The sequence below is a fragment of the Burkholderia sp. AU15512 genome, from assembly GCF_002223325.1.
In the GTDB taxonomy this organism is placed as follows: domain Bacteria; phylum Pseudomonadota; class Gammaproteobacteria; order Burkholderiales; family Burkholderiaceae; genus Burkholderia.
The window spans coordinates 501,170-524,834 of the sequence record NZ_NKEX01000004.1 but is presented as its reverse complement, the minus strand read 5'-3'; the positions used below and the strand labels follow the sequence as shown (position 1 = coordinate 524,834).

Sequence of the window (23,665 nt, the reverse complement as noted above, 5' to 3'; positions counted from 1 at the left end):
TGGCAATGAAGAAAACCCTTCGTTTCGCGGCAGTCGTGTCCAGCCTCGCTGCGGCCTCCGCGCTGCTCGCCGCCGCGCCGGCCGCGGCGCAGGCGCTCGGTTCGCAAGGTGCGCAGCTCGCCGACGAAGTCGTCGCGGTCGTCAACAACGACGTGATCACGGGCCGCGAACTCGACCAGCGTGCCGGCCTGATCGCGCGCCGGCTGCAGCAGCAGAACGCACCGGTGCCGCCGACCGACCAGTTGCGCGCGCAGGTGCTGAACCAGATGGTGCTCGAGCGTATCCAGGTGCAGAAGGCCAAGGACGACGGGATCCGCATCGACGACGCGACCGTGCAGGCCACGCTGCAGCGTCTCGCGCAGGCGAACGGCATGACGCTCGAGCAGTACCGCGCGCGTCTCGAGGCGCAAGGCGTGCCCTGGAGCATCTTCACGAGCGACGCGCGTACCGAACTGATGCTGTCGAAGCTGCGCGAGCGTGAGGTCGACGGCAAGATCACCGTGTCGGACGCCGAGGTCGCGAACTACATCGCGAGCCAGCGCGGCCCGAGTGCGTCGCAACAGCAGGACCTGCGCTTCCAGCACATCTTCATCAAGGCGCCGACCAACGCGCCGCAGGCCGACATCGAAGTCGCGCAGAAGAAGGCTGACGCGTTGCTGCAGCAGGCGAAGTCGGGCGCCGACTTCGAGAAGCTCGCGAAGAACAATTCGGAAGCGAACGACGCGAAGAAGGGCGGCGACCTCGGCTTCAAGGCGCCGAGCGCGCTGCCGGCCGACGTCGTCGACGCCGCATCGAAGCTGCGCCCGGGCCAGGTCAACCCGACGCTGATCCGCGTGCCGGACGGCTTCGAGATCGTGCGCCTCGTCGATCGTCGCCAGAGCCAGGGCGCGACCGCCGCCGCACCGAAGATCGTGCAGACGCACGTGCGCCACATCCTGTTGCGCGTGGGCGAAGGCAAGTCGGAAGGCCAGGCGCGCCAGCAACTGGCCGACATCCGCAACCAGGTCGAGGCCGGTGGCGATTTCGCGAAGTTCGCGCGCACCTACTCACAGGACGGTTCGGCGTCGCAAGGCGGCGATCTCGGCTGGATCAGCCCGGGCGAGACCGTGCCGGAATTCGAGCGCGCGATGAACAACCTGCAGGACGGCCAGGTCAGCCAGCCGATCCGGACCGAGTACGGCTATCACCTGATCCAGGTGCTGAGCCGCCGCGAAGCGGAAGGCTCGGTGCAGCAGCAGATGGATATCGCGCGTCAGGCGATCGGCCAGCGCAAGGCCGAGCAGGCCTATGCCGACTGGCTGCGCGAGCTGCGCGATTCGTCGTACGTGCAGTACAAGATCGGCGGCGTCGGCCCGGCGAACTGAGCGAGCTTCGGATGACCACACCCGCGCTGCAGATCGCGATCACGACTGGCGAACCCGCGGGGGTCGGCCCGGAGCTGACCGTGCAGGCGCTGCGTGATGCCGCGCAGCGCTGGCCCGACGCACATTTCACCGTGCTCGGCGATGCGACGCTGCTCGACGCGCGTGCGGCGGCCGTCGACGCTGACCGCGCCACGCTGGCCGGCAGCGGGCCGGTGTCGGTCGCGCATCACGCGCTTGCCGTGCCCGTGCAGGCGGGCAAGCTGGACGCCGCGAACGGCCCGTACGTGCTCGGGTTGCTCGACGCGGCGATCGACGGTGCGCTGGCAGGCCGGTACGATGCGATCGTCACCGCGCCGCTGCAGAAGAGCACCATCAACGATGCGGGCGTGCCGTTCACCGGCCATACCGAATACCTGGCGGAGCGCACGCATACGCCGCGGGTCGTGATGATGCTGGCCGGTACCGGCCACCAGCCGCTGCGCGTCGCGCTCGCGACCACGCACCTGCCGCTGAAGGACGTGTCCGCCGCACTCACGGTCGACGGGCTCGTCGAGACACTCGCGATCATCGATCGCGACCTGCGGCGCGACTTCGGTCTCGCCGCACCGCGCATCCTCGTGACGGGCCTGAACCCGCACGCGGGCGAGAACGGTTATCTCGGCCGCGAGGAGATCGACGTGATCTCGCCGGCGCTGGCCCGCGCGAACGCGCAGGGCATCGACGCGCGCGGCCCGTATCCGGCCGACACGCTGTTCCAGCCGCGCCATCTCGCGGACGCCGATTGCGTGCTCGCGATGTTCCATGACCAGGGCCTGCCCGTGCTGAAGTATGCGACGTTCGGCGAGGGCATCAACGTGACGCTCGGGCTGCCGATCATCCGGACGTCGGTCGATCACGGCACGGCACTCGATCTGGCCGGCACCGGCCGCGCGGATCCGGGCAGCATGATCGCCGCGCTCGACACGGCCGTCACGATGGCGCGTCATCGCCGCACGGCCTGACGCGGCCCGGCTTCACCTCTTTCGTCGTATTTTTCGTTTTACTCAGTCGATGTCGAACAGCAGACAGCACCAAGGCCATTTCGCGCGCAAGCGCTTCGGGCAGAACTTCCTCGTCGATCACGGCGTGATCGACTCGATCGTTTCGACGATCGGCCCCGCGCGCGGTCAGCGCATGGTCGAGATCGGCCCCGGGCTCGGTGCACTGACCGAGCCGCTGATCGAGCGCCTCGCGACGCCCGAGTCGCCGCTGCATGCAGTGGAGCTCGACCGCGACCTGATCGGGCGCCTGCAGCAACGTTTCGGCGCGCTGCTCGAACTGCACGCAGGCGACGCGCTCGCGTTCGACTTCCGGTCGCTCGCGGCGCCCGGCGACAAGCCGTCGCTGCGGATCGTCGGCAACCTGCCGTACAACATATCCAGCCCGCTGCTGTTTCACCTGATGACGTTCGCCGATGCGGTCATCGACCAGCATTTCATGCTGCAGAACGAAGTCGTCGAGCGGATGGTCGCGGAGCCGGGCACGAAGGCGTTTTCGCGTCTGTCGGTGATGCTGCAGTACCGCTACGTGATGGAGAAGATGCTCGACGTGCCGCCGGAATCGTTCCAGCCGCCGCCGAAGGTCGATTCCGCGATCGTTCGGATGATTCCGTACGAACCGCACGAACTGCCGGACGTCGATCCCGTGCTGCTCGGCGAAATCGTCACCGCCGCGTTCTCGCAGCGCCGCAAGATGCTGCGCAATACGCTCGGCGACTATCGCGAGTCGATCGATTTCGACGCGCTCGGCTTCGATCTCGCACGCCGTGCGGAGGACGTGAGCGTGGCCGAATACGTCGGCGTCGCGCAGGCGCTCGCGGCGGTGCGCAAGGCCGGTTGAGGCCGGTTACGCGAGCCGTACCGGATGCGAACAAGAGGCTGCCTTGCGAGGCAGCCTTTTTTATTGCGTGGGCGCGCGCGTGCTGCGCCGGGTCGTCATGCCCGCCGGCGCGGCGGCGCGTTGACGAGCGCGATGCCGGTCAGCACGAGCGCGGCCGCGGACATGAAGCGCCAGCCGACCGATTCGCCGAGCAGCAGCACGCCGAACGCGACGCCGAACAGTGGCGACAGGAACGTGAAGACCGACAGGCGCGACGCACTGTAGCGCGTCAGCAGCCAGAACCACGACAGGTAGCTGACGAACGCGACGATCACCGACTGGTACGCGAGGCTTGCCACAGCGACCGGCGTGACGTGCGCGAACGACACCTGGCCGAACAGCGCGGCAAGCGCGACCAGCACGACCGCCGATACCGCGAGCTGGTAGAACAGCGTCTTGCTTGCGCTCGCGCGCGCGAGCGCCGTCGAGCGCACGACGACCGTCGTCGCGGCCCACATCGCGCCGCCGAGAATCCCGAGCGCATCGCCGGCCAGCCCGGCAAGCACCGATGCGCCGGGCGCGCGCGGTTTCAGGAAGCCGTCCGCGAAGGCGAGCGCGATGCCGGCGAATGCCAGGCCGACGCCGGCCCACTGCGTGCGCTGCAGCCGTTCGCCCGGTGCGAACAGGTGCAGGCCAAGCGCGGTAAAGCACGGTGCCGTGTACAGGAAGATCGCCATGTGCGACGCGCTCGTCAGCGTCAGCCCGAAGAACACGCAGATGAATTCGCCGGCGAACAGCGCCCCGGCCGCGAGGCCCGCGGCGAACGTGCCGTCCGCCTGGAACAGCGGCGTACCGCGCGAGCGGGCCCAGCCCCACAGCAGCACCGCCGCGATCACCGAACGCAGCCCGGCCTGGAACATCGGCGCGATCGCGGCGTTCGTGCTCTTGATCGCGACTTGCTGGAAGCCCCAGATCGCGCATAGCAGCAGCATCAGGCCGACGGCGCGCGTGTCGAGCGCGCGGCGCACGGGGGCGGCGGCGAGCGTGGTCATCGGCGAACCTCGCCGGTTCGGCGCGGCAGCTGCATGATCGGGAGGGCGGCGCATCCGGCGCGCTCGAATCGGCGGTTTCGCACGGCAGTGTGGCTGTCTCGGGGGAGGGGTGGTCGCGTTCGGGCACTAGGTCGCATGCCCGTTTTTGGTGCGAGGTGGAAGGATGTTACCCGATCGGCGCAGCCGCCGGGCGCGTCGGATCGTGCCGCTTTCCGCCGTTGTGCTCGCGCCGGTTGATGTCGACGAATCGTATTGGCGCACTCGGGCGAGGCGCCTCCGGCTGGACGCCCGTGGGCAGCCGCGGCCTGGCGCTCCCGGCCAGGCGCCCCCCGGCTAGGCGCCCCCGGCTAGGCGCCCCCGGCTAGGCGCCCCCGGCGAAATTCACCCGACTCCGGTAAAATTCCCGGTTCTGGAAAGTCCCCACAGGAGTACAACACATGCGATTGCTGCATACGATGCTGCGAGTCGGCGATCTCGACCGCTCGATCAAGTTCTACACCGAATTGCTCGGCATGAAGGTGCTGCGCCGCGACGACTATCCGGAAGGCAAGTTCACGCTCGCATTCGTCGGCTACGGCGACGAAAGCGACAACACGGTGATCGAGCTGACCCATAACTGGGATACGCCGGCCTACGATCTCGGCAACGGCTTTGGCCACCTCGCGCTCGAAGTCGACGACGCGTACAAGGCCTGCGAGCAGATCAAGGCGCAAGGCGGCAAGGTCACGCGCGAAGCGGGCCCGATGAAGCACGGCACGACCGTGATCGCGTTCGTCGAGGATCCGGACGGCTACAAGATCGAGTTCATTCAGAAGAAGGCACGCTGAGCGCCGGATGAACCGGGCTGCGGCGTGCGATGGGCGCCGCGGCAGCAAAAGAGGGCGATGCGGGGTGACCCGCATCGCCCTTTTCCGTTGGCGGCGACGCCGTGCGTATCACAGCGACGGCAGCAACTCGGGCGGGTGATGCTTGAGCGTGTGCCGTGCTTCGCGGAACTCGGGGAAGATCGATTCGACGGTCTGCCAGAAGGCCGGGCTGTGGTTCATCTCGCGCAGGTGCGACAGCTCGTGTGCGACGACGTAGTCGATGATCGACATCGGGAAATGGATCAGCCGCCAGTTCAGCCGGATCTTGCCGTCGCTCGAGCAGCTGCCCCAGCGCGTCGCGGCCGACGACAGCGCGTACATCGAATACGTGACGCCGAGTTTCTCCGCATAGACGGCGAGGCGTTCGCCGAAGATCCGTTTGGCTTCGCCCTGCAGCCAGCCCTGCACGCGATCCTTGATCTGCTGCATGTCGGCCTGCACGGGCAGCGGCAGCGAGAGCCGCAGCGCATCGGTATCGAACGCGACGGCGCCCGCGCCGAGTGCGATCGTCACCGTCTTGCCGAGATAGGGAAGCGCTGCGCCGTCGCGCCAGTCGATCTGCGGCAGCGCGCGCTGTTCGGTGCGCGTCTTCCACTCCGCGAGCTTCGCGAAGATCCAGCGCTGTTTCTCGGCGATCGCGGCTTCGATGTCGGCGAGCGTGACCCAGCGCGGCGCGGTGATCGACAGCCCGCTGCCGTCGATCGTGAAGCCGATCGTGCGGCGCGCGGAGCGCTTCAGGCGGTATTCGAGCACGCGGCTGTCGAGTGCGAACGTGCGCACGCGCGAGCGGTCGGGCGCCAGGCCCGGATCGAGGGGCGCCGCGGGCGCCGCTTCGGGCGGCGCCGGCGGCGTGGCGGGCGCCGACGGCGCGGCGGCCGGCCCGTCGAAGAGCGGCAGGTCCATCTGGCGATGATCGAGAGCCACGACGGCAGGCCGTGGCCGCGGACGCTGTTTCATCAGTTCGCTTCTTTTTGTCGTACGCAACGGCTGCAACCTGGGGGCGTCAGACACGCGCGGCATCGCGCGTGCCCGCATTGCCCGACTGGCGATACGAATCGGGATCGATCCGGCGCATTTCCGCTTCGATCCATGCTTCGACCTGCGAGTTCAATGCATCGGGCGTCAGCCCCTCGCTCGCGATCGGCTTGCCGATCGACACGGTGACGACGCCCGGGAATTTCGTGAACGAGTTGCGCGGCCACACCCGACCTGCATTGTGCGCGATCGGCACGACCGGTGCGCCGGTTTCGATCGCGAAGCGCGCGCCGCCCGTCTTGTACTTGCCCTGCTTGCCGACCGGCGTGCGCGTGCCTTCCGGGAACATGATCATCCATGCGCCTTCCGACAGACGCTTCTTGCCCTGGCGGATCACCGACGTGAACGCGTTCTTGCCTTCCTTGCGGTTGATGTTGACCATGTGCAGCATCCCGAGCGCCCAGCCGAAGAACGGCACGTACAGCAGCTCGCGCTTGAACACGTAGCAAAGCGGCCTCGGCATCAGTGCCGGAAACGCGAGCGTCTCCCACGCGGACTGGTGCTTCGACAGCAGCACCGCCGGGCCGTCGGGCAGGTTCTCGTACCCTTCGATCCGGTAGCGGATGCCGTTCAGCCAGCGCACGACCCACAGCGTCGACTTGCACCAGCCGGCGGCCATCCAGTAGCGCGCGTCGGAGCGCATGAACGGAAAGGCGATGAAGCACGCGGTGGCATACGGCACCGTGTACAAGACGAAGTAGATCAGCAGCAGCAGGGAGCGGACGAAGCGCATCGGCGTAAGTCTGGCGTTAGGGAGGATGCGCGCGGCGGCTGCATCACTCGTGTTCGTGTGAAAGGAAATCGAGCGCGAACGCGCGCAGGTCGTCGTGGACCTTCGTGCCGGGCGGCAGGTTGCCGGCGGCGAGCGTTTTCTTGCCCTTGCCGGTGAGCACGAGGTGCGGCTGGAAGCCGACCGCGACACCGGCCTGCAGGTCGCGCAGCGAATCGCCGACGACCGGCGTGTGATCGGGATCGATCTCGAAGCGCTCGGTGATCATCTGCATCATGCCGGGTTTCGGCTTGCGGCAGTCGCAGTGATCCTCGGCCGTGTGCGGGCAGAAGAACACCGCGTCGATACGTGCGCCGACCGCAGCCGCCGCGCGATGCATCTTCAGATGCATCTCGTTGAGGGCGGCCATGTCGAACAGCCCGCGACCGATGCCGGACTGGTTGGTCGCGACGACCACGCGATAACCCGCGTGGTTGAGCCGGGCGATCGCCTCGAGGGCGCCGGGCAGCGCGATCCATTCGTCGGTTGTCTTGATGAACGCATCCGAATCGACGTTGATCACGCCGTCCCGGTCGAGGACGACGAGCTTTCGGTTGGGGCTGGTCGGCATCGTGCGGCCCTTATGCGGCGAGCTTCGAGATGTCGGCGACGCAGTTCATCTGCTGGTGCAGCGCGGACAGCAGCGCGAGACGGTTCGCGCGCAGTGCCGGATCTTCCGCGTTGACCATCACGTCGTTGAAGAACGTGTCGACCGGTGCGCGCAGCGCGGCGAGCGCCGACAGCGCGCCCGTGTACGCACGCGCCTCGAGCTGCGACTGCACGTGCGGCGTCACGGCCGCGAGCTGTTCGTGCAGCGCCTTCTCGGCCGCCTCGACGAGCAGCGTCGGCTGCACCGTGCCGTTCGCGCCGCCTTCCGACTTCTTCAGGATGTTCGAGATCCGCTTGTTCGCGGCCGCGAGCGCTTCGGCTTCCGCGAGGCGCGTGAACTCGCGCACCGCGTCGAGGCGCGCGACGAGATCGTCGACACGCGTCGGGTTCAGGCTCAGCACCGCATCGATTTCCCCGGCCGAATAGCCGCGCTCGCGCAGCAGGCCGCGCAGGCGGTCCATGAAGAACGCGAGGATCGCATCGGTCGATTCGGCCACGCCCGGCACGCCTTCGAAGCGTGCATGGGCCGTGCGCAGCAGCGATACGAGATCGAGCGGCAGCTGCTTCTCGAGCAGCAGGCGCAGCACGCCGAGCGCGTGGCGGCGCAGTGCGAACGGATCCTTCTCGCCGGTCGGCGCGAGGCCGATGCCCCAGATGCCGACGATCGTCTCGAGCTTGTCGGCCAGCGCGACGGCGGTCGACACCGGCGTGGTCGGCAGTGCGTCGCCGGAGAAGCGCGGCTGGTAGTGCTCGGCGCAGGCGAGCGCGACGTCGTCGGCTTCGCCGTCGTGGCGCGCGTAGTACGTGCCCATCGTGCCCTGCAGTTCCGGGAACTCGCCGACCATGTCGGTCAGCAGGTCGGCCTTCGCGAGACGCGCGGCGCGCTTCGCGTGCGTGGCGTCGGCACCGATCGCGGGTGCGATCTCGCCGGCCAGCGCCTCGAGGCGCTCGACGCGTGCGAGCGCCGAACCGAGCTTGTTGTGATACACGACGTTCGCGAGCTGCGGCACGCGGTCGGCGAGCGGCTTCTTCTTGTCCTGCTCGAAGAAGAACTTCGCATCGGCGAGGCGCGGGCGCACGACGCGCTCGTTGCCTTCGATGATCTCGCCCGGCGTCTTCGTCTCGATGTTCGACACGATCAGGAAGCGCGAGCGCAGCTTGCCGGCGACGTCGGTCAGCGCGAAATACTTCTGGTTGGTTTGCATCGTGAGGATCAGGCATTCCTGCGGGACCTGCAGGAATTCGTCCTCGAAGCGGCACGGGTAGACGACCGGCCATTCGACCAGCGACGTCACTTCGTCGAGCAGCGACTCGGGCATCACGACCGTATCGCCGTTCGCGTGCTCGTTCAGCTGCGTGCGGATCGTTTCGCGGCGATCGGCGAAGTGCGCGATCACGCGGCCCTTGTCGCGCAGCGTGTCGGCGTAGCTGCGCGCATGCTGGATCGCGACGAGGCCGTCGGACAGGAAGCGGTGGCCGAGCGTGGTGTCGCCGGCGTCGACGCCGAATGCGGTGACGGGCACGATGCGATCGTCGTGCAGCACCGTCAGGCGATGCACGGGGCGCACGAACTTCACGTCGGAGCCGTCCGGGCGCTGGTAGGTCATCACCTTCGGGATCGGCAGCTTCTCGAGCGTTTCGTCGAGCGCGGCCTGCAGGCCGTCGGCGAGCGTCGCGCCGGCTGCCGAATAGTTGATGAAGAATGCTTCGGCCTTGCCGTCCTGCGCGCGCTCGAGATCGGCGATCGACAGGTTCGGGTGGCCGAGCGCCGCGAGCTTCTTCGCGAGCGGCGCGGTCGGCTTGCCTTCGGCGTCGAGCGCGACCGACACGGGCAGGACCTTTTCGCGAACCTGCTTTTCAGGGGCGACGGCGCGCACGTTCTGCACGACGACGGCGAGGCGGCGCGGCGTGGCGTAGCGTTCGAACACGAGTTCGCCTTCGATGAGGTCGCGCGCCGCGAGGCGTTGCGCGAGACCATCGGCGAATGCGTCGCCGAGGCGCGCGAGGGCCTTCGGCGGCAGCTCTTCGGTCAGCAGTTCGACGAGCAGGGGGGCGGGATGATTGTGCGTCATGATTGGAATGAATCTCGTCTCGTCAGTCCTGATCGATCTTGCGTTCGACCTTGAGCGGCGGCGCCCACGCCGGTTGTGCGGCGTCCTGGGCGTCGGTGGTGAGGCCCGGCACGCCCGGCGGGTTGCCGAGCATCGGGAAGCCGAGCTTCTCGCGCGAGTCGTAGTAAGCCTGCGCGACGAGACGCGACAGTGCGCGGATGCGGCCGATGTACGCCGCGCGCTCGGTGACCGAGATCGCGCCGCGCGCATCGAGCAGGTTGAACGTGTGGCCGGCCTTCAGCACGAGCTCGTACGCGGGCAGCGCGAGCTGCGCGTCGATCATCTTCTTCGCTTCCGCTTCGTAGCTGTTGAAGAACGTGAACAGCAGGTCGACGTTCGCGTGCTCGAAGTTGTAGGTCGATTGCTCGACCTCGTTCTGGTGGTAGACGTCGCCGTACGACAGGCGGCGCAGCTCGGGGCCGTTCGGGCCTTGCTCTTCCCACTCGGTCCACACGAGGTCGTACACGTTCTCGACCTTCTGCAGGTACATCGCGAGGCGCTCGAGGCCGTACGTGATTTCGCCGAGCACCGGCTTGCAGTCGAGGCCGCCGACCTGCTGGAAATACGTGAACTGCGTGACTTCCATCCCGTTCAGCCACACTTCCCAGCCGAGGCCCCACGCGCCGAGCGTCGGGTTTTCCCAGTCGTCCTCGACGAAGCGCACGTCGTTCTGCTGCAGGTCGAAACCGAGCGCCTCGAGCGAGCCGAGGTACAGGTCGAGGATGTTTTCCGGCGCCGGCTTGAGCACGACCTGGTACTGGTAGTAGTGCTGCAGGCGGTTCGGGTTCTCGCCGTAACGGCCGTCCTTCGGGCGGCGCGACGGCTGCACGTACGCGGCGCGCCACGGCTCGGGGCCGACCGCGCGCAGGAACGTGTGGACGTGCGAGGTGCCCGCGCCGACTTCCATGTCGATGGGCTGGAGCAGGGCGCAACCCTGCTTGTCCCAGTAGGACTGCAGCGTCAGGATGATTTGCTGAAACGTAAGCATGAAGAGCCTTCGTGGCGCTGGCGCTCCGTTGCGGGCGGCGCTCCGGGCGGGGCCCGGAGGGTCGGCTCGCGCGGCGGCGCGGCTTGTTAGTGTGCTGAAACGCGTAATTTTACCGGATCGGCGAGCGGATGCGGCCGGAACGCGGGCGGGCGCACCGTCGGCCCCGTCCGGGCGGCCTGCGCGGGCGTGACCGGCGCCCGCCGGGTGGCCGCGCGCGGCCTGTCGTGACGCGCGTGCCGCGCGGCTTCGCGCGGGCGTTAAGATGCGCGTATTGCGGTGCGCGCGACGTGTGCCGCGCCACCGCTAGCCGATTCCGACTGCATGGACGATCCGACCGATATCCTCATTCCGCTGCTTCCGCCTTTCCTCGCGCTGCTCGGGCAGGCCGCCGATGCGCAGGCGCGCGGCGAACATGCCGCGCACGATCTGTGGCTTGCCGCCGCCGCGCAGCTGCATGCGGTCGACGCCGATGCGCTCGCGCAACTCACCGGCACGCTCGTCTCGCGGCAGCGTACGGCCGATGCGCTCGCGCTCGCCGAATGCGCGGCGCGCGTGCAACCGGGCGCGACCGCGTACTTCAATCACGGCTACGCACTGCAGATGGCGGGCCGCCACGCGGACGCCGTGGCGCCGTATCGCGCGGCGCTGGCGCTCGATGCCGACCGGCCATCGCTGCGCAACAACCTCGCGATCGCGCTGCGGCTGTCGGGTAGCGGCCGCGCGGAGGAGATCGCGCTGCTCGAAGCGGCGGTGCGCTTCGACCCGCGCGACGTGCAGGCGTGGATCAATCTCGTCGTCGCGCGGCTTGCAACGCACGACCTGGACGCCGCGCTCGCGTGCGCGGCGCGGCTCGTCGAGCTCGCGCCCGACAACGCGCTCGCGATGAATAACGTCGCGCTGGCGATGAAGGAGGCGCAGCGCTGGGACGACGCCGAGCGCTACGCGGCGCGCGCGTGCGAGCTGGCGCCCGACGACGCGTCGTTCCGCTTCAACCTGGCGATCATCCAGCTCGTGCGCGGCAACGTCGCGGCCGGCTGGCGCGGCCACGAGGCGCGCTGGGACGGCGCGGGCGAATTGCGCGGCCGCCGGCCGGTGCTGCCGGGCCCGCGCTGGCAGGGCGAGCCGCTCGCCGGCAAGACGCTGCTCGTGTGGGGCGAGCAGGGGCTCGGCGACGTGCTGCAGTTCTGCCGCTTCGTCGCGCCGCTCGCCGAGCGCGTGCACCGCGAGGGCGGCCGGCTCGTCTGGAATACGTTCCCGCTGGTGGGCACGCTGATGCAGCGCAGCCTCGGCGCGCATGCGGACGCATTCAGCGCGGGCGGCGGCATCGAATTGCTGCCGGCCTTCGATTACGAAGTGCCGCTGATCGGCCTGCCGCTGATGCTCGGCATGGAAGCGTCGACACTCGCGTCGTCGGTGCCGTATCTGCGGGCCGATCCGCATGCGCGCGATGCGTGGCGCGCGCGGCTCGCGGGCGACCGCCGGCTGAAGGTCGGGCTCGTGTGGACGGGCAGCGCGGGGCACCAGCGCAATCCGTTCCGGCGGGTCGGGCTCGAGCGCTATGCCGACGCGTTCCGCGGGATCGACGGCGTCGCGTTTTATTCGCTGCAGCCGGGCGCGAACGCGGATGTCGAGGCGGCGCGCGCGGCGGGCTTCGCGATCGAGGACGTCACGGCGGAACTGACGAGCTTCGACGATACGGCCGCGTTCATCGGCGCGCTGGATCTGGTGATCACCGTGTGCACGTCGGTCGCGCACCTGGCAGGTGCGCTCGGCGCGCGCACCTGGGTGCTGCTCGACGTGAATCCGCACTGGCCGTGGCTGCTCGAACGCAAGGACAGCCCGTGGTATCCGACCGCGACGTTGTACCGGCAACCGGTGTTCGGCGCGTGGGAACCGGTGATGGAGGAGGTGAGCCGCGACTTGCGGCGCCTGGCCGCGCAGCCGGTTCAACCGGAGGAGCCGACCCGGCAGGCCTGAGCGGCCGGCCGTTTCGCGGCCACGGGCCGCTGCTGCATGTTGCAGCTTGTTGCATTCGGCTGCGGCCGCCACGCGCTGCGCAGCGGCCGCCCGTTGCGTCATTCCGGCTGGTCGTCGCCGTTCTTCTTGCCGTTGCGCCGGCGCAGCCCGGGGCCGAACGTGAAGCCGAACGCGAGCAGCACGAGCGATACCGCGAGCACGATGTTGTTGCCGCTCGTCACGTACGGCGTGAAGCCGCTGGTGCCTTCGATCCGAACGTCGAGCGAGCCGATCGTGAACGGCTTCAGCTGCCCGAGCACGCGGCCGCGCGCATCGATCGCGGCCGTCATCCCCGTGTTGGTCGCGCGCAGCATCGGCCGGCCCGTCTCGAGCGAGCGCATCCGCGCGATCTGCAGGTGCTGGTCGAGCGCGATCGTGTCGCCGAACCACGCGAGGTTCGTCACGTTGACGAGCACGCCGGGCGGCTGCGGGTTGTCGCGGATCGTCGCGGCGATTTCCTCACCGAACAAGTCCTCGTAGCAGATGTCGGCCATCACGGGCTGGTTGTGCACGAGGAACGGCTTCTGCACGGGCGCGCCGCGCGCGAAGTCGCCGAGCGGCATCTTCATCAGGTCGACGAACCACCGGAAGCCCCACGGGATGAATTCGCCGAAGGGCACGAGGTGGTGCTTGTCGTAGTGATAGATGTCGCGCGAATTCGGCGTCACGCCGTACAGGCTGTTCGTGTAGTCGACGTAGTGACCGTCCTCGGTCACCGATGCGCCGACCGCGCCGAACAGCACGGCCGAGCCCGTCGTGTCGCTGAACTTGCGGATCGCGACGGCGAACGGCTCGGGCAGCTCCTGGATCATCACCGCGATCGCGGTTTCCGGCGTGACGATCAGGTCGGCCGGCTTCTCGATGATCATCTGCGTGTACATCTTGATCGCCGCGTCGATGCCCGCTTCCTCGAACTTGATGTCCTGCTTCACGTTGCCCTGCAGCAGCCGCACCGTGAGCGGCTTGTTCGCGGGCACGGTCCACGTGACCTGCGACAGGCCGAGACCGACCGCGATCAGCGCGAGCGCGATGCCGGCCGGCGCGGCGATGCGCACGCGCGCATCGCCGGCGCGGGGCTCGGCAAGCGGCGACGGCCGGGCGGCGGCGAGCGCCTGCACGACGAGCGCGGCGAACAGCGCGAGCACCCACGCGATCCCGTACACGCCGGCGACCGGCGCGAAGCCCGCGAACGGGCCGTCGACCTGCGGATAGCCGCTGGCAAGCCACGGGAAGCCGGTGAGGACGGTGCCGCGCAGCCATTCGCCGAGCGCCCACGCGCTCGCGAACGCGAATGCGCCGTGCCAGGTCGGCGAGAACGGCCGCGGGTCGGGCGCGCGGCGATGCCACGCATGGCCCGCGCAGAACGACCACAGCCCGGCGGAGAACGCCGGGTACAGCGACAGGTACAGCGAGAACAGCACGAGCGCGCCGCCCGCGAGCGGCGCGGCCATCTCGCCGTACACGTGCATGCTGATGTAGAGCCACCAGACGCCGGTGATGAAGTTGCCGAAGCCGAACGCGCCGCCGGTGAGCGCGGCGCTGCGCCAGCTTGCGGTGCGCGTGAGCTGCGCGAAAAACCAGACGAATACGACGAGTTGCAGCCAGCCGCCATGCGGCGTCGGTGCGAAGCTGAGCGTATTGGCTGCGCCGGCGAGCAGCGCGGCCGGGTAGTGCCAGCGCGGGAGCGCGCGGCCGGGTGTCGGCGCGAGCAGGCCGCCAGCCGGGCGGGACAGGATCGGATCGTCCATGTGAAGCGGAAGTGGGCGAGCGGTTGTGGAACGCGCGGCTGGCGCGCGACGGTCAGTCCTCGTGCGAGGCTTCGGCGCGACGGCTGGCGAGCGGATTGCGGCGCACCAGCAGTACGTGGACCTGGCGCGCATCGCCGCGCTGGATCTCGAACACGAGGTTGCCGAGCTGCAGCTTTTCGCCGCGATGCGGGACGCGGCCGAAATGATGCGTGATCAGCCCGCCGATCGTGTCGACTTCGTCGTCGGGGAAATCGGTGCCGAACGTCTCGTTGAACTGCTCGATCTCGGTGAGCGCACGCACGCGGTAGCGGCCGTCGGGCCCCGAGATGATGTTGCCGGCTTCCTCGTCGAAGTCGTATTCGTCCTCGATGTCGCCGACGATCTGCTCGAGCACGTCCTCGATCGTGATCAGGCCCGCGACGCCGCCGTATTCGTCGACGACGATCGCGAGGTGATTGCGGTTCACGCGGAAGTCGTGCAGCAGCACGTTCAGGCGCTTCGATTCGGGAATGAACACGGCCGGGCGCAGCATCCCGCGCACGTCGAATTCCTCTTCGGCATAGAAACGCAGCAGATCCTTCGCGAGCAGCACGCCGATGACGTTGTCGCGGTTCTCCTCGTACACGGGGTAGCGCGAGTGCGCCTTCTCGAGGACGAACGGGATGAAATCTTCGGGCTTGTCGGCGATGTTGATCGCGTCCATCTGGGCGCGCGGCACCATGATGTCGCGTGCGCACAGGTCGGATACCTGGAACACGCCTTCGATCATCGACAGCGAATCGGCGTCGATCAGGTTGCGCTCGTGGGCGTCCTGGAGGATTTCCAGCAGCTCGCCGCGGGATTCGGGCTCGGGCGAGATGAAGTCGGTCAGGCGCTCGAGCAGCGAGCGCTTTTCTTGCGGTTTGTCGGTTAGCTTACGACTGGGATACGAATCGTTCATGGTGGTGCGCCCGGGTCATGCCGGAGCGCGCGGTCACGGAGTAGGCAAGGATACACCAAGGGCACGACGCGACCGTGTCACACCGGCCGCACGGCCAGGGTGGGCGGCTCGCGCGGGCCCCGCTCGCGGACGGCCGCGCCGGGCGCGGCATCGTCCTCGGTTCCATCCTATCTCAGAAAGGCGCGACGGGGCAGCGGCGGCAAAAAACGGGTGCGGAAGGGGTGGGGCGCCGTGACGCGGGAAAACGTCCGGCGGAGGTGGCTGGGGGCGGCATTCTGACGCACGCGGGTTTTGTCGCCGCGCCGCGGTTCAGAACCGCATGCCGGCCGAGCAGCCGCCGGCGGCCGCGCCGTTGGTCGCGGCGCCGCCGCAGCCCAGGATGCCGCAGCCGGACAGCGCGACGCTCGCGGCAACGAGCAGCGCGGCAATCCTGCAACGCGACCAGCGTGACGGTTTCATCATCGGGCGTGCCCTCGTTCGAATGCGCATGCGGCGCGGCAGCGCGTGGCGGCAAGCCGGGCGCCGGGCCGCGTCACCGGCATCGCGCGAGCAGCCCTTCGAGCGCGCGATCGGGGATGCCGCTCGCGCGCAGCGCGTCGACCGTGCGGCTCACGTAGTCGAGCGTCGTGCCGTAGCGGCCGGCCGCGCAGCTGAACACTTCCTTCACGACGGGATCGGTCAGCTTGCCCGTGTAGGTCGGCGCGTCGCGGCGCATCACGAACGCGAGCGCGTTCACGCGTTCGCCGCTTTCCAGCGAGCACGGCAGCCACGCGGGCCGGTACGAGCCCATCGGCATTTCGCGCTTCCACAACGTTTCGAGGTGCGGTTGCGCGGTCGGGCCGGCGAGCCGGAACGCGATGCCCGAGCAGGAGCCGCCGCGATCGAGCGCGAGCACGAGGCCCGGGCGTTCGGGCGTGCCGCGGTTCACGCGCGACCACAGGTAGAGCCCGCGGTGATAGCCATGCACCTTGCCGCGCACCGCGGCGACGGTCGGCAACCCCGGGTTCCAGATCAGCGAGCCATAGCCGAACAGCCAGAGATCCTGCTGGCCATCCCAGTCGCGCATCGTATGCGCGAGCGAGGCCGCAAGCTCGTCTTCCGTCAGCAGGCGCCCGGCGCCGATCGACGGCGGGTAGGCGGGCGGGAGCGTCGCGGCGTTGCGCATCGTGCGGAGGGCTTACTGGTACGGGTTCGGGAAGCCCAGCTTCGCGAGGATGTCGACTTCGAGCGCCTCCATTTCGGCTGCGTCCTCGTCGCTCGTCTCGTGGTCGTAGCCCTGCGCGTGCAGCGCGCCGTGCACCAGCAGGTGCGCGTAATGGGCCGTGAGCGGCTTGCCCTGGTCGTGCGCTTCCTTCTCGACGACCGGGCAGCACAGCACGAGGTCGCCGATCACGGTGCCGTCGGGCGCCGCGTCGTACGCGAAGGTCAGCACGTTGGTCGGGTAGTCCTTGTGGCGGTAGCCGGCGTTCAGCGTGCGGCCTTCTTCTTCGCCGACGAAGCGCACGGTGAGCTGCGCGCTGGCGAACAGCGCGGGCTCGATCCACTCGGCGATCAGCTTGCGCTTGGGTAGCGTCTTGCGCACGTCGCTCGTGATTTCGTCACCGTATTGCACGGACAGGTCGAGCTCCGGCTCGCGCAGCGCGTCCTCGGCGTCGTCTTCGCGCGGCGCGGGCTCGGCGCCCACGTGCAGCGTCACGCTGTCGTAGTGCTCGGGCTGCAGCGCGAGCTTCGCGCGCATGGCCGGATCGTTGTGCTGCGCGACGATCGCGACGGCGGCTTCTCCCGAACTGCCCGACAGGTCGAACATCAGGCTGCGGCCATCCGGGAAGTCGATTCGCAGCCCTTGCGCGTTGACGGTCCGGGCCTTGCCCTTCGCATCGAACAGCGAAAGGCGGGGGGAGGCGGGCGCGGCCGACTGGGCGCGCCCGGACTTGCGGGAACGGGAGGATTTCATGACGCGTACGGCGATTAGGACGCGTTGAGGATACACCAAACGGCCGATCGCACCCGAATTCGCACAGGCGAAAAAAAGCCCGGCGCGCCGTGTGGCGGGCCGGGCCGGGCTGTCGGGCCGGGGCGGCGTACGGGTGCCGCCGGCCGGTCAGCCGTCCTGGTGCTGCGCGTGGAATTCGTCGTACGCCTCGACGATGCGCGCGACGAGCGGATGGCGCACGACGTCCGCGCTCGTGAAGCGCGTGAGCGCGATGCCGCGCACGCCGCCGAGCACCTGCTGCGCCTCGACGAGGCCGCTCTTATGGCCGCGCGGCAGGTCGACCTGGCTCGTATCGCCGGTCACGACCGCCTTCGAGCCGAAGCCGATCCGCGTGAGGAACATCTTCATCTGCTCGGGGGTCGTGTTCTGCGCCTCGTCGAGGATGATGAACGCGTGGTTCAGCGTGCGGCCGCGCATGTACGCGAGCGGCGCGATCTCGATCATCTGGCGCTCGAACATCTTCGCCGTCTTGTCGAAGCCGAGCAGGTCGTACAGCGCGTCGTACAGCGGACGCAGGTACGGGTCGACCTTCTGCGCGAGATCGCCCGGCAGGAAGCCGAGCCGCTCGCCGGCCTCGACGGCCGGGCGCGTCAGCACGATCCGCTTGACCTGGTCGCGCTCGAGCGCGTCGACCGCGCACGCGACCGCGAGGTAGGTCTTGCCGGTGCCGGCCGGCCCGATGCCGAACGTCACGTCGTGCGACAGGATCTGCTTCAGGTACTCGCGCTGCGCCGGCGTGCGGCCGCGCAGGTCGGCGCGCCGCGTGTAGAGCTTCGGCGCGGGCTCCTCGTCCGGCTCGCTGGCGTCGAGCTGTACGACGGGCTCGTCGAACGGATGGTCGGGGTCGCCGCGAAAGCGCACGTCGAGCGTGTCCTGGCGGCCGTTGCCGGACGTGTGGCGCACTTCGACCAGCGCGAGCTGGATGTCGTCGACCGACAGCGCATCGCGCGCGCGGTTGTAGAAGTTCTCGAGCGCGGCGAGCGCGAGCTTGGCGCCGCGCCCGCGGATCGCGATCCGGTGGCCGCGTCGCGACAGCGTGACGTCGAGCGCCTGTTCGATCTGCCGCAGGTTCTCGTCGAGCGGGCCGCAGAGGTTGGCGAGGCGCGCGTTGTCGTCGCGCGGCGCGACGAATTCCAGTGCTTGGGTCGGCTTCAAAGTGGCGTCGGGCTCCTGTTGAGCGTCAGTCAGTGCGTGGCCGCGCTCGCGTCGTCGCTGACGAGCACGAGTTCGCCGCGCAGCGAATGCGGGTAGGCGTGGTTGATCTTCACGTCGATCATCTGGCCGATCAGGCGCGGGTGCGACGCGAGCGGCGCCGGGAAATTCACGACCCGGTTGTTCTCGGTACGGCCCGCGAGTTCGTTCGGGTCCTTGCGCGACGGGCCCTCGACGAGGATCCGCTCGACCTTCCCGACCATCGACGCGCTGATGCGCGCGACGTTTTCCTCGATGGTCGCCTGCAGATGTTGCAGGCGTTTGAGCTTCACGTCGCGCGGCGTGTCGTCATGCAGGTTCGCGGCCGGCGTGCCGGGGCGCGGGCTGTAGATGAACGAGAAGCTGGTGTCGTAGCCCATCTCGTGCACGAGCGCCATCATCTTGTCGAAATCGTCCTCGGTCTCGCCGGGGAAGCCGACGATCATGTCGGTCGACAGCGACAGGTCCGGGCGGATCGCGCGCAGCTTGCGGATCACCGATTTGTATTCGAGCACCGTGTAGCCGCGCTTCATCGCCATCAGGATGCGGTCGGAGCCGTGCTGGACGGGCAGGTGCAGGTGGCTCACGAGCTTCGGTACCTTCGCGTAGGTGTCGATCAGGCGCTGCGTGAATTCCTTCGGGTGCGACGTCGTGTAGCGGATCCGCTCGATGCCGGGGATATCGGCGACGTATTCGATCAGCGTCGCGAAATCGGCGATTTCCGACGAGCCGGCCGCGAGCGCGCCGCGATACGCGTTCACGTTCTGGCCAAGCAGCGTGACTTCGCGCACGCCCTGGTCGGCGAGGCCGGCCACTTCGGTCAGCACGTCGTCGAGCGGGCGCGACACTTCATCGCCGCGCGTGTACGGCACCACGCAGTAGCTGCAGTACTTCGAGCAGCCTTCCATGATCGACACGAACGCGCTCGGCCCCTCGACGCGCGCGGGCGGCAGGTGGTCGAACTTCTCGATTTCGGGGAACGAGATGTCGACCTGCGCACGGCCGCTCTCGCGGCGCGCATCGATCATCTGTGGGAGGCGGTGCAGGGTTTGCGGGCCGAACACGAGGTCGACGTACGGCGCACGCGACACGATCGATGCGCCTTCCTGGCTCGCGACGCAGCCGCCGACGCCGATCAGCAGGCCGGGCTTCGCTTCCTTCAGCTCGCGCACGCGGCCGAGATCGGAGAACACCTTCTCCTGCGCCTTTTCACGCACCGAGCAGGTGTTGAACAGGATGATGTCCGCGTCTTCCGGCGTATCGGTCTTTTCGAGGCCTTCGGCCGCATTCAGCACGTCCACCATCTTGTCCGAGTCGTACTCGTTCATCTGGCAGCCGAAGGTCTTTACGTAAACTTTCTTGGTCATGGGGGTTCGCCGTTCGCAGTGGTTGACCTGGGGGCGTCGTCTATAGGGTGAATCGGGACGGCCGTGCGCTGCACGCGGATGGCGCGCAGCCAGCATGAAAAGCCGTCGGGAAAGCCTTTCATTATAGCTTTTCATGCTGGCCGGGACGGGCGGCGGGTTGCGGCCGCGCGACGCCGCGCTCCAGGTTCCGACCCCTTGGCGTCAGCGTGCCGGCCGTCAGCGGCACGCGTTCAGCAGGTCTTCGTGCACGGCTTCCTCGCGCGCAAAGCGTTCGGCGAGAAAGTCGAGCAGCACACGCACGCGCGGCGCCATGTAGCGCTTGCCCGGATAGATCGCGTGCAGCGGCGCGCTCTGGTGGCGCCAGTCCGGCAGCAGGACCTTGAGCCGCCCGGCGCGGATGTCGTCGGCGACATCCCAGATCGAGTTCAGCACGATGCCGCGGCCGCGCAGCGCCCATTCGCGGGCCAGGCCGCCGTCGTTGGTCTCGAACGCGGTGGCGAGCGGCACCGTGCAGGTTTGTGTGTCGTCGCCGCGCGTGAAGCGCCACGTGTTCATCGGGCCGGACGCCACCGTGATCACGGTGCACGGAAAGCGGGCCAGATCGTGCGGATCACTCGGCACGCCGTGGCGTTCGATGAACGACGGCGCCGCGCATGGCACGCGCCGGTCCGCGGCGAGCCGGCGGGCGATCAGCGCGCCGTCGGGCGGCGCCGCGAAGCGGATCGCGAGGTCGATCTCGTCCTGCCACAGGTTCGCCGTCGAGTCGGACGCCGTCAGCGAGAACGTCACGTCCGGGTAGCGCGCGGTGAATTCGTCGAGCCAGTCGAGCAGCCGGCGGCGGCCGAAATCGGACGTCGCCGACAGCCGCACCCGGCCGCCGACGACGTTGCGGCCGGCCTGCAGCAGCGCGTTCGCGTCGTCGAGCGCCTGCAATGCCTGCCGGCAGCCGGTCAGGTACAGGCGGCCCTCGTCGGTGAGCCGCAACTGCCGGGTCGAACGGTCGAACAGCCGGGTGGCGACCGCCGCCTCGAGCTTCGCCAGGCGCGCGCTCGCGGCGGCCGGCGTGAGGTTCAGCTTGCGCCCGGCGGCGGACAGGCTGCCCAGTTCGGCCGCCTCGACGAACAGCCGGATATCGCCCAGTCGATCCATGCGATTTTCCAGAAATATTTGAAAATGGTTCAAACGCCACGCCAATTATCAAATATCGGCATCTTCGGGACAATGCGCACATCCTGCCTTTTGTGCGGTGCGGCACCGCCCGGGCGCCGCGTCCGCCGCCTTCCGGAGAACCTCATGCCCATTCCGTTACTGGCGCTTGCGATCAGCGCCTTCGCCATCGGTACCACTGAGTTCATCATCATGGGCCTGTTGCCCGAAGTCGCGCGCGACTTGGCCGTGTCGCTGCCGTCGGCCGGCCTGCTGGTCACCGGCTACGCGCTCGGCGTCGCGGCCGGCGCGCCGCTGCTCGCGGTGCTGACGAGCCGCATGGCGCGCAAGGCCGCGCTGCAGTGGCTGATGGCGATCTTCATCGTCGGCAACGTGCTGTGCGCGACCGCGTCCGGCTACGCGATGCTGATGGTCGCGCGGGTCGTCACCTCGTTCGCGCACGGGTCGTTCTTCGGGATCGGCGCGGTGGTCGCCGCGTCGCTCGTGCCCGCCGACAAGCGCGCGAGCGCGATCGCGTTGATGTTCACGGGACTCACGCTGTCGAACGTGCTCGGCGTGCCGTTCGGCACCTTCGTCGGCCAGTTGCTCGGCTGGCGCGCGTCGTTCTGGATCGTCGCCGCGCTCGGCGTGCTGTCGCTCGGCGGCGTCGCCGCGCTGGTGCCGAACCGCCACGACAGCGGGCCGGTCGGCCTCGGCCACGAAGTGCGCGTGCTGAAGGAGCCGCAGGTGTGGCTCGCGCTGCTGATGACCGTGCTCGGCTTCGGCGGCGTGTTCGTCGTGTTCACGTACATCGCGCCGATCCTCCAGTCAGTGTCGGGCTATTCGCCGCGCGCGGTCGCGCTGATCCTCGTGCTGTTCGGCGCGGGGCTGACGATCGGCAACACGCTCGGCGGCAAGCTCGCCGACCGCGCGCTGATGCCGTCGCTGATCGCGATCCTCGTCGCGCTGATGGCCGTGATGGTCGTGTTCGCCAAGACGAGCCACCATCCGGTCGCGGCGGCCGTCACCGTGTTCGTATGGGGGATCGCCGCATTCGCGACGGTGCCGCCGCTTCAGGCGCACGTGGTCGAGAAGGCCGCGAGCGCGCCGCATCTCGCATCGACGCTGAACATCGGCGCGTTCAACGTCGGCAATGCGCTCGGCGCGTGGCTTGGCGGCGTTGCGCTGGAACACGGCCTGGCGCTCGATGCGCTGCCCTGGGTGGCCGTCGCGGTGACGTTCGCGGCGCTCGTCGTCACGTGGTGCGCGATGCGGCTCGACGCGCGCGGGCCGGCGCGCGGCACGGCGCCGGCGGCGCAATGAACGGTGCAACGCGCGGCACCGGCACGACGCGATAGCGGCGGGAAAAGGTTCGCGAGGAACGCATTCCTCCGCGATGCTGATAACGGTGTGAAGATAACTTCGTTTGCCGGTGCAAGACCGGGTGATAGCGTCTCGATACGCGCCGTTGCTGGCGCAACCCGATTCCGATCCCGGCTTACCCCATTCGCAGGGCTGCACCGCGGCCCGGAGGCAATGCTATGTCTTCATCCCTGGCGCTCGTGCGCGACGTGTCTTCCTTCGAATCCGGCAACGCCGCCGATGCGCGGGCGTCCGCGTCGCTCGACGTGCTCGAACAGGTCGTTGGCGTGAACCTCGCGCGGTTGCGTGCCGAGCGGCAATTGTCGCTCGATGCGCTCGCGCGGCTGTCCGGCGTGTCGCGCGCGATGCTCGCGCAGATCGAGTCGGCGCGCAGCGTGCCGTCGATCAAGGTGCTCTGCAAGATCGCCGCGGCGCTGAAGGTATCGGTCGCCGCCTTCCTGCGCCGCCATGCGGTGAACGGCTTCGAGCATCTGGCGGCCGAGCGTGCGTCGCGGGTCGTCAGCTCGAACGGTCGCTTCTCGGCGCGGGCGCTGTACCCGGAGGGCGAGCCGGCCGCGGCCGAGTTCCACGAGCTGCGGATCGCACCGCTGCATACGGAGCCCGGCGCCCGCCGCGCGCCCGGCACGACGGTCAACCTCGTCGTCAGCGAGGGCACGCTCGAAGTCAGCGTGCATGACCGCCGCCAGTTGCTCGCGACCGGCGATGCGATCGTATTCGATGCCGACCAGCCGTACAGCCTGCGCAACCCGGGCGACAGCGAGGCGCGTGCATTCCGCGTGACGGTGAGCCCCGAGGTGCCGCCGCGCTGGCTCGTGCCCGATGCGGCGCACGCGGCACATGCCGCGCACGCGGCCGGCTGACCGCGCAACGCAGGCCGCACAGAAGCGGCTCGCGTGCTCGCCGTTCGGACGAGAACGCGGGTCGTCCGTCGGCCGTTTGGACGATGCCGCTAGACGGAGTCGTCAGTAAGGTTTTAGGCCGTGTCCGCTGCGCCGAGCGCGCAGCTGTTGTATGCTTGGCCCGCCGTCGATGGGGTTGGCCCATCCGGCAAATCAGTGCGTCTTCAGGGCGGGGTGAAATTCCCCACCGGCGGTAGGCTGGCGTAAGCCGGCGAGCCCGCGAGCGCCCGCGCATTCGCGCGGGGTCAGCAGATCTGGTCGAATGCCAGAGCCGACGGTCATAGTCCGGATGAGAGAAGATGTGCAGATAGTCATGTCCGTCAGGGCCGCT

General features: G+C 68.8%; 21 protein-coding genes and 1 riboswitch. Of the genes, 7 read left to right on the top strand and 14 right to left on the bottom strand.

Going from position 1 to position 23,665, the window contains the following annotated elements; genetic code table 11:
* Window positions 1–5 precede the first annotated feature (5 nt).
* The 3 genes from CFB43_RS15030 to rsmA are packed head-to-tail and all read left to right on the top strand — an operon-like array spanning window position 6 to window position 3,242.
* Window positions 6–1,364 (top strand): peptidylprolyl isomerase, encoded by a 1,359-nt coding sequence (locus tag CFB43_RS15030; RefSeq protein WP_089495605.1) that lies wholly within the window; start codon window positions 6–8, stop codon window positions 1,362–1,364.
* Window positions 1,365–1,375: 11 nt separating this feature from the next.
* Window positions 1,376–2,365, top strand: coding sequence for a 4-hydroxythreonine-4-phosphate dehydrogenase PdxA (gene pdxA, locus CFB43_RS15025; protein WP_089495604.1), 990 nt, complete (start codon window positions 1,376–1,378; stop codon window positions 2,363–2,365).
* A 49-nt stretch (window positions 2,366–2,414) separates the two neighbouring features.
* Window positions 2,415–3,242 (top strand): 16S rRNA (adenine(1518)-N(6)/adenine(1519)-N(6))-dimethyltransferase RsmA, encoded by an 828-nt coding sequence (gene rsmA, locus CFB43_RS15020; RefSeq protein WP_089495603.1) that lies wholly within the window; start codon window positions 2,415–2,417, stop codon window positions 3,240–3,242.
* Window positions 3,243–3,337: 95 nt separating this feature from the next.
* Here rsmA and CFB43_RS15015 read toward each other — a convergent pair whose 3' ends face one another.
* Window positions 3,338–4,273, bottom strand: a complete 936-nt coding sequence (locus CFB43_RS15015) for a DMT family transporter (protein WP_089495602.1) — start codon at window positions 4,271–4,273, stop codon at window positions 3,338–3,340.
* A gap of 437 nt (window positions 4,274–4,710) precedes the next feature.
* Here CFB43_RS15015 and gloA point away from each other — a divergent pair, with 437 nt between their 5' ends.
* Window positions 4,711–5,100 carry a lactoylglutathione lyase gene (gloA, locus tag CFB43_RS15010; protein WP_089495601.1) on the top strand — a complete coding sequence of 130 codons (390 nt, stop codon included), beginning with the start codon at window positions 4,711–4,713 and terminating at the stop codon, window positions 5,098–5,100.
* Window positions 5,101–5,208: 108 nt separating this feature from the next.
* Here the strand turns inward: gloA and CFB43_RS15005 are convergent, their stop codons facing one another.
* Genes CFB43_RS15005 through glyQ form a run of 5 tightly spaced genes read right to left on the bottom strand, consistent with a single transcriptional unit; the run spans window position 5,209 to window position 10,651 of the window.
* Window positions 5,209–6,096, bottom strand: coding sequence for a M48 family metallopeptidase (locus tag CFB43_RS15005; RefSeq protein WP_089495600.1), 888 nt, complete (start codon window positions 6,094–6,096; stop codon window positions 5,209–5,211).
* 46 nt (window positions 6,097–6,142) lie between these two features.
* The gene (locus CFB43_RS15000) at window positions 6,143–6,907 is read right to left on the bottom strand and encodes a lysophospholipid acyltransferase family protein (protein ID WP_089495599.1); all 765 of its coding nucleotides are present in this window, start codon (window positions 6,905–6,907) and stop codon (window positions 6,143–6,145) included.
* Between the two features lie 43 nt (window positions 6,908–6,950).
* On the bottom strand, window positions 6,951–7,514 hold the full coding sequence (gene gmhB / locus CFB43_RS14995) for a D-glycero-beta-D-manno-heptose 1,7-bisphosphate 7-phosphatase (RefSeq protein ID WP_089495598.1): 564 nt from the start codon (window positions 7,512–7,514) through the stop codon (window positions 6,951–6,953).
* A gap of 10 nt (window positions 7,515–7,524) precedes the next feature.
* Window positions 7,525–9,624: a glycine--tRNA ligase subunit beta gene (gene glyS / locus CFB43_RS14990; RefSeq protein WP_089495597.1), complete on the bottom strand. Its 2,100-nt coding sequence runs from the start codon at window positions 9,622–9,624 to the stop codon at window positions 7,525–7,527.
* Between the two features lie 22 nt (window positions 9,625–9,646).
* On the bottom strand, window positions 9,647–10,651 hold the full coding sequence (glyQ, locus tag CFB43_RS14985; protein ID WP_011885965.1) for a glycine--tRNA ligase subunit alpha: 1,005 nt from the start codon (window positions 10,649–10,651) through the stop codon (window positions 9,647–9,649).
* 321 nt (window positions 10,652–10,972) lie between these two features.
* Between glyQ and CFB43_RS14980 the strand changes: the two genes are divergently transcribed.
* Window positions 10,973–12,628 carry a hypothetical protein gene (locus CFB43_RS14980; protein ID WP_089495596.1) on the top strand — a complete coding sequence of 552 codons (1,656 nt, stop codon included), beginning with the start codon at window positions 10,973–10,975 and terminating at the stop codon, window positions 12,626–12,628.
* Between the two features lie 98 nt (window positions 12,629–12,726).
* Here the strand turns inward: CFB43_RS14980 and lnt are convergent, their stop codons facing one another.
* The 8 genes from lnt to CFB43_RS14945 all read right to left on the bottom strand — a co-directional run bounded on the left by lnt (window position 12,727) and on the right by CFB43_RS14945 (window position 21,055).
* Window positions 12,727–14,415 (bottom strand): apolipoprotein N-acyltransferase, encoded by a 1,689-nt coding sequence (lnt, locus tag CFB43_RS14975; protein WP_089495595.1) that lies wholly within the window; start codon window positions 14,413–14,415, stop codon window positions 12,727–12,729.
* Window positions 14,416–14,467: 52 nt separating this feature from the next.
* The gene (locus CFB43_RS14970) at window positions 14,468–15,355 is read right to left on the bottom strand and encodes an HlyC/CorC family transporter (protein WP_039360042.1); all 888 of its coding nucleotides are present in this window, start codon (window positions 15,353–15,355) and stop codon (window positions 14,468–14,470) included.
* A 309-nt stretch (window positions 15,356–15,664) separates the two neighbouring features.
* Entirely contained in the window at window positions 15,665–15,817 is a 153-nt protein-coding gene (locus tag CFB43_RS38400) for a hypothetical protein (RefSeq protein ID WP_174972906.1), read from the bottom strand.
* Window positions 15,818–15,887: 70 nt separating this feature from the next.
* Window positions 15,888–16,520: a gamma-glutamylcyclotransferase gene (locus tag CFB43_RS14965; protein WP_089426283.1), complete on the bottom strand. Its 633-nt coding sequence runs from the start codon at window positions 16,518–16,520 to the stop codon at window positions 15,888–15,890.
* A gap of 12 nt (window positions 16,521–16,532) precedes the next feature.
* Window positions 16,533–17,309: an rRNA maturation RNase YbeY gene (gene ybeY, locus CFB43_RS14960; protein ID WP_089440969.1), complete on the bottom strand. Its 777-nt coding sequence runs from the start codon at window positions 17,307–17,309 to the stop codon at window positions 16,533–16,535.
* 147 nt (window positions 17,310–17,456) lie between these two features.
* Window positions 17,457–18,503, bottom strand: coding sequence for a PhoH family protein (locus tag CFB43_RS14955; protein ID WP_089426281.1), 1,047 nt, complete (start codon window positions 18,501–18,503; stop codon window positions 17,457–17,459).
* Between the two features lie 29 nt (window positions 18,504–18,532).
* Window positions 18,533–19,906: a tRNA (N6-isopentenyl adenosine(37)-C2)-methylthiotransferase MiaB gene (gene miaB, locus CFB43_RS14950; RefSeq protein ID WP_089495594.1), complete on the bottom strand. Its 1,374-nt coding sequence runs from the start codon at window positions 19,904–19,906 to the stop codon at window positions 18,533–18,535.
* A 216-nt stretch (window positions 19,907–20,122) separates the two neighbouring features.
* The gene (locus CFB43_RS14945) at window positions 20,123–21,055 is read right to left on the bottom strand and encodes a LysR family transcriptional regulator (RefSeq protein ID WP_089495593.1); all 933 of its coding nucleotides are present in this window, start codon (window positions 21,053–21,055) and stop codon (window positions 20,123–20,125) included.
* 144 nt (window positions 21,056–21,199) lie between these two features.
* On the opposite strand from CFB43_RS14945, the gene CFB43_RS14940 reads away from it, so the two are divergent.
* Window positions 21,200–22,375, top strand: coding sequence for an MFS transporter (locus CFB43_RS14940; protein ID WP_089495592.1), 1,176 nt, complete (start codon window positions 21,200–21,202; stop codon window positions 22,373–22,375).
* A gap of 218 nt (window positions 22,376–22,593) precedes the next feature.
* Window positions 22,594–23,295, top strand: a complete 702-nt coding sequence (locus tag CFB43_RS14935) for a helix-turn-helix domain-containing protein (RefSeq protein WP_069248802.1) — start codon at window positions 22,594–22,596, stop codon at window positions 23,293–23,295.
* A gap of 195 nt (window positions 23,296–23,490) precedes the next feature.
* Window positions 23,491–23,639, top strand: a riboswitch (FMN riboswitch).
* Window positions 23,640–23,665: the final 26 nt, after the last annotated feature.

What these genes read in the sequence shown, in the direction of transcription:
- CFB43_RS15030 (WP_089495605.1), top strand. Translation starts at nt 6, where the DNA reads ATGAAGAAAACCCTTCGTTTCGCGGCAGTCGTGTCCAGCCTCGCTGCG.
- pdxA (WP_089495604.1), top strand. Translation starts at nt 1,376, where the DNA reads ATGACCACACCCGCGCTGCAGATCGCGATCACGACTGGCGAACCCGCG.
- rsmA (WP_089495603.1), top strand. Translation starts at nt 2,415, where the DNA reads ATGTCGAACAGCAGACAGCACCAAGGCCATTTCGCGCGCAAGCGCTTC.
- CFB43_RS15015 (WP_089495602.1), bottom strand. Translation starts at nt 4,273, where the DNA reads ATGACCACGCTCGCCGCCGCCCCCGTGCGCCGCGCGCTCGACACGCGC.
- gloA (WP_089495601.1), top strand. Translation starts at nt 4,711, where the DNA reads ATGCGATTGCTGCATACGATGCTGCGAGTCGGCGATCTCGACCGCTCG.
- CFB43_RS15005 (WP_089495600.1), bottom strand. Translation starts at nt 6,096, where the DNA reads ATGAAACAGCGTCCGCGGCCACGGCCTGCCGTCGTGGCTCTCGATCAT.
- CFB43_RS15000 (WP_089495599.1), bottom strand. Translation starts at nt 6,907, where the DNA reads ATGCGCTTCGTCCGCTCCCTGCTGCTGCTGATCTACTTCGTCTTGTAC.
- gmhB (WP_089495598.1), bottom strand. Translation starts at nt 7,514, where the DNA reads ATGCCGACCAGCCCCAACCGAAAGCTCGTCGTCCTCGACCGGGACGGC.
- glyS (WP_089495597.1), bottom strand. Translation starts at nt 9,624, where the DNA reads ATGACGCACAATCATCCCGCCCCCCTGCTCGTCGAACTGCTGACCGAA.
- glyQ (WP_011885965.1), bottom strand. Translation starts at nt 10,651, where the DNA reads ATGCTTACGTTTCAGCAAATCATCCTGACGCTGCAGTCCTACTGGGAC.
- CFB43_RS14980 (WP_089495596.1), top strand. Translation starts at nt 10,973, where the DNA reads ATGGACGATCCGACCGATATCCTCATTCCGCTGCTTCCGCCTTTCCTC.
- lnt (WP_089495595.1), bottom strand. Translation starts at nt 14,415, where the DNA reads ATGGACGATCCGATCCTGTCCCGCCCGGCTGGCGGCCTGCTCGCGCCG.
- CFB43_RS14970 (WP_039360042.1), bottom strand. Translation starts at nt 15,355, where the DNA reads ATGAACGATTCGTATCCCAGTCGTAAGCTAACCGACAAACCGCAAGAA.
- CFB43_RS38400 (WP_174972906.1), bottom strand. Translation starts at nt 15,817, where the DNA reads ATGATGAAACCGTCACGCTGGTCGCGTTGCAGGATTGCCGCGCTGCTC.
- CFB43_RS14965 (WP_089426283.1), bottom strand. Translation starts at nt 16,520, where the DNA reads ATGCGCAACGCCGCGACGCTCCCGCCCGCCTACCCGCCGTCGATCGGC.
- ybeY (WP_089440969.1), bottom strand. Translation starts at nt 17,309, where the DNA reads ATGAAATCCTCCCGTTCCCGCAAGTCCGGGCGCGCCCAGTCGGCCGCG.
- miaB (WP_089495594.1), bottom strand. Translation starts at nt 19,906, where the DNA reads ATGACCAAGAAAGTTTACGTAAAGACCTTCGGCTGCCAGATGAACGAG.
- CFB43_RS14945 (WP_089495593.1), bottom strand. Translation starts at nt 21,055, where the DNA reads ATGGATCGACTGGGCGATATCCGGCTGTTCGTCGAGGCGGCCGAACTG.
- CFB43_RS14940 (WP_089495592.1), top strand. Translation starts at nt 21,200, where the DNA reads ATGCCCATTCCGTTACTGGCGCTTGCGATCAGCGCCTTCGCCATCGGT.
- CFB43_RS14935 (WP_069248802.1), top strand. Translation starts at nt 22,594, where the DNA reads ATGTCTTCATCCCTGGCGCTCGTGCGCGACGTGTCTTCCTTCGAATCC.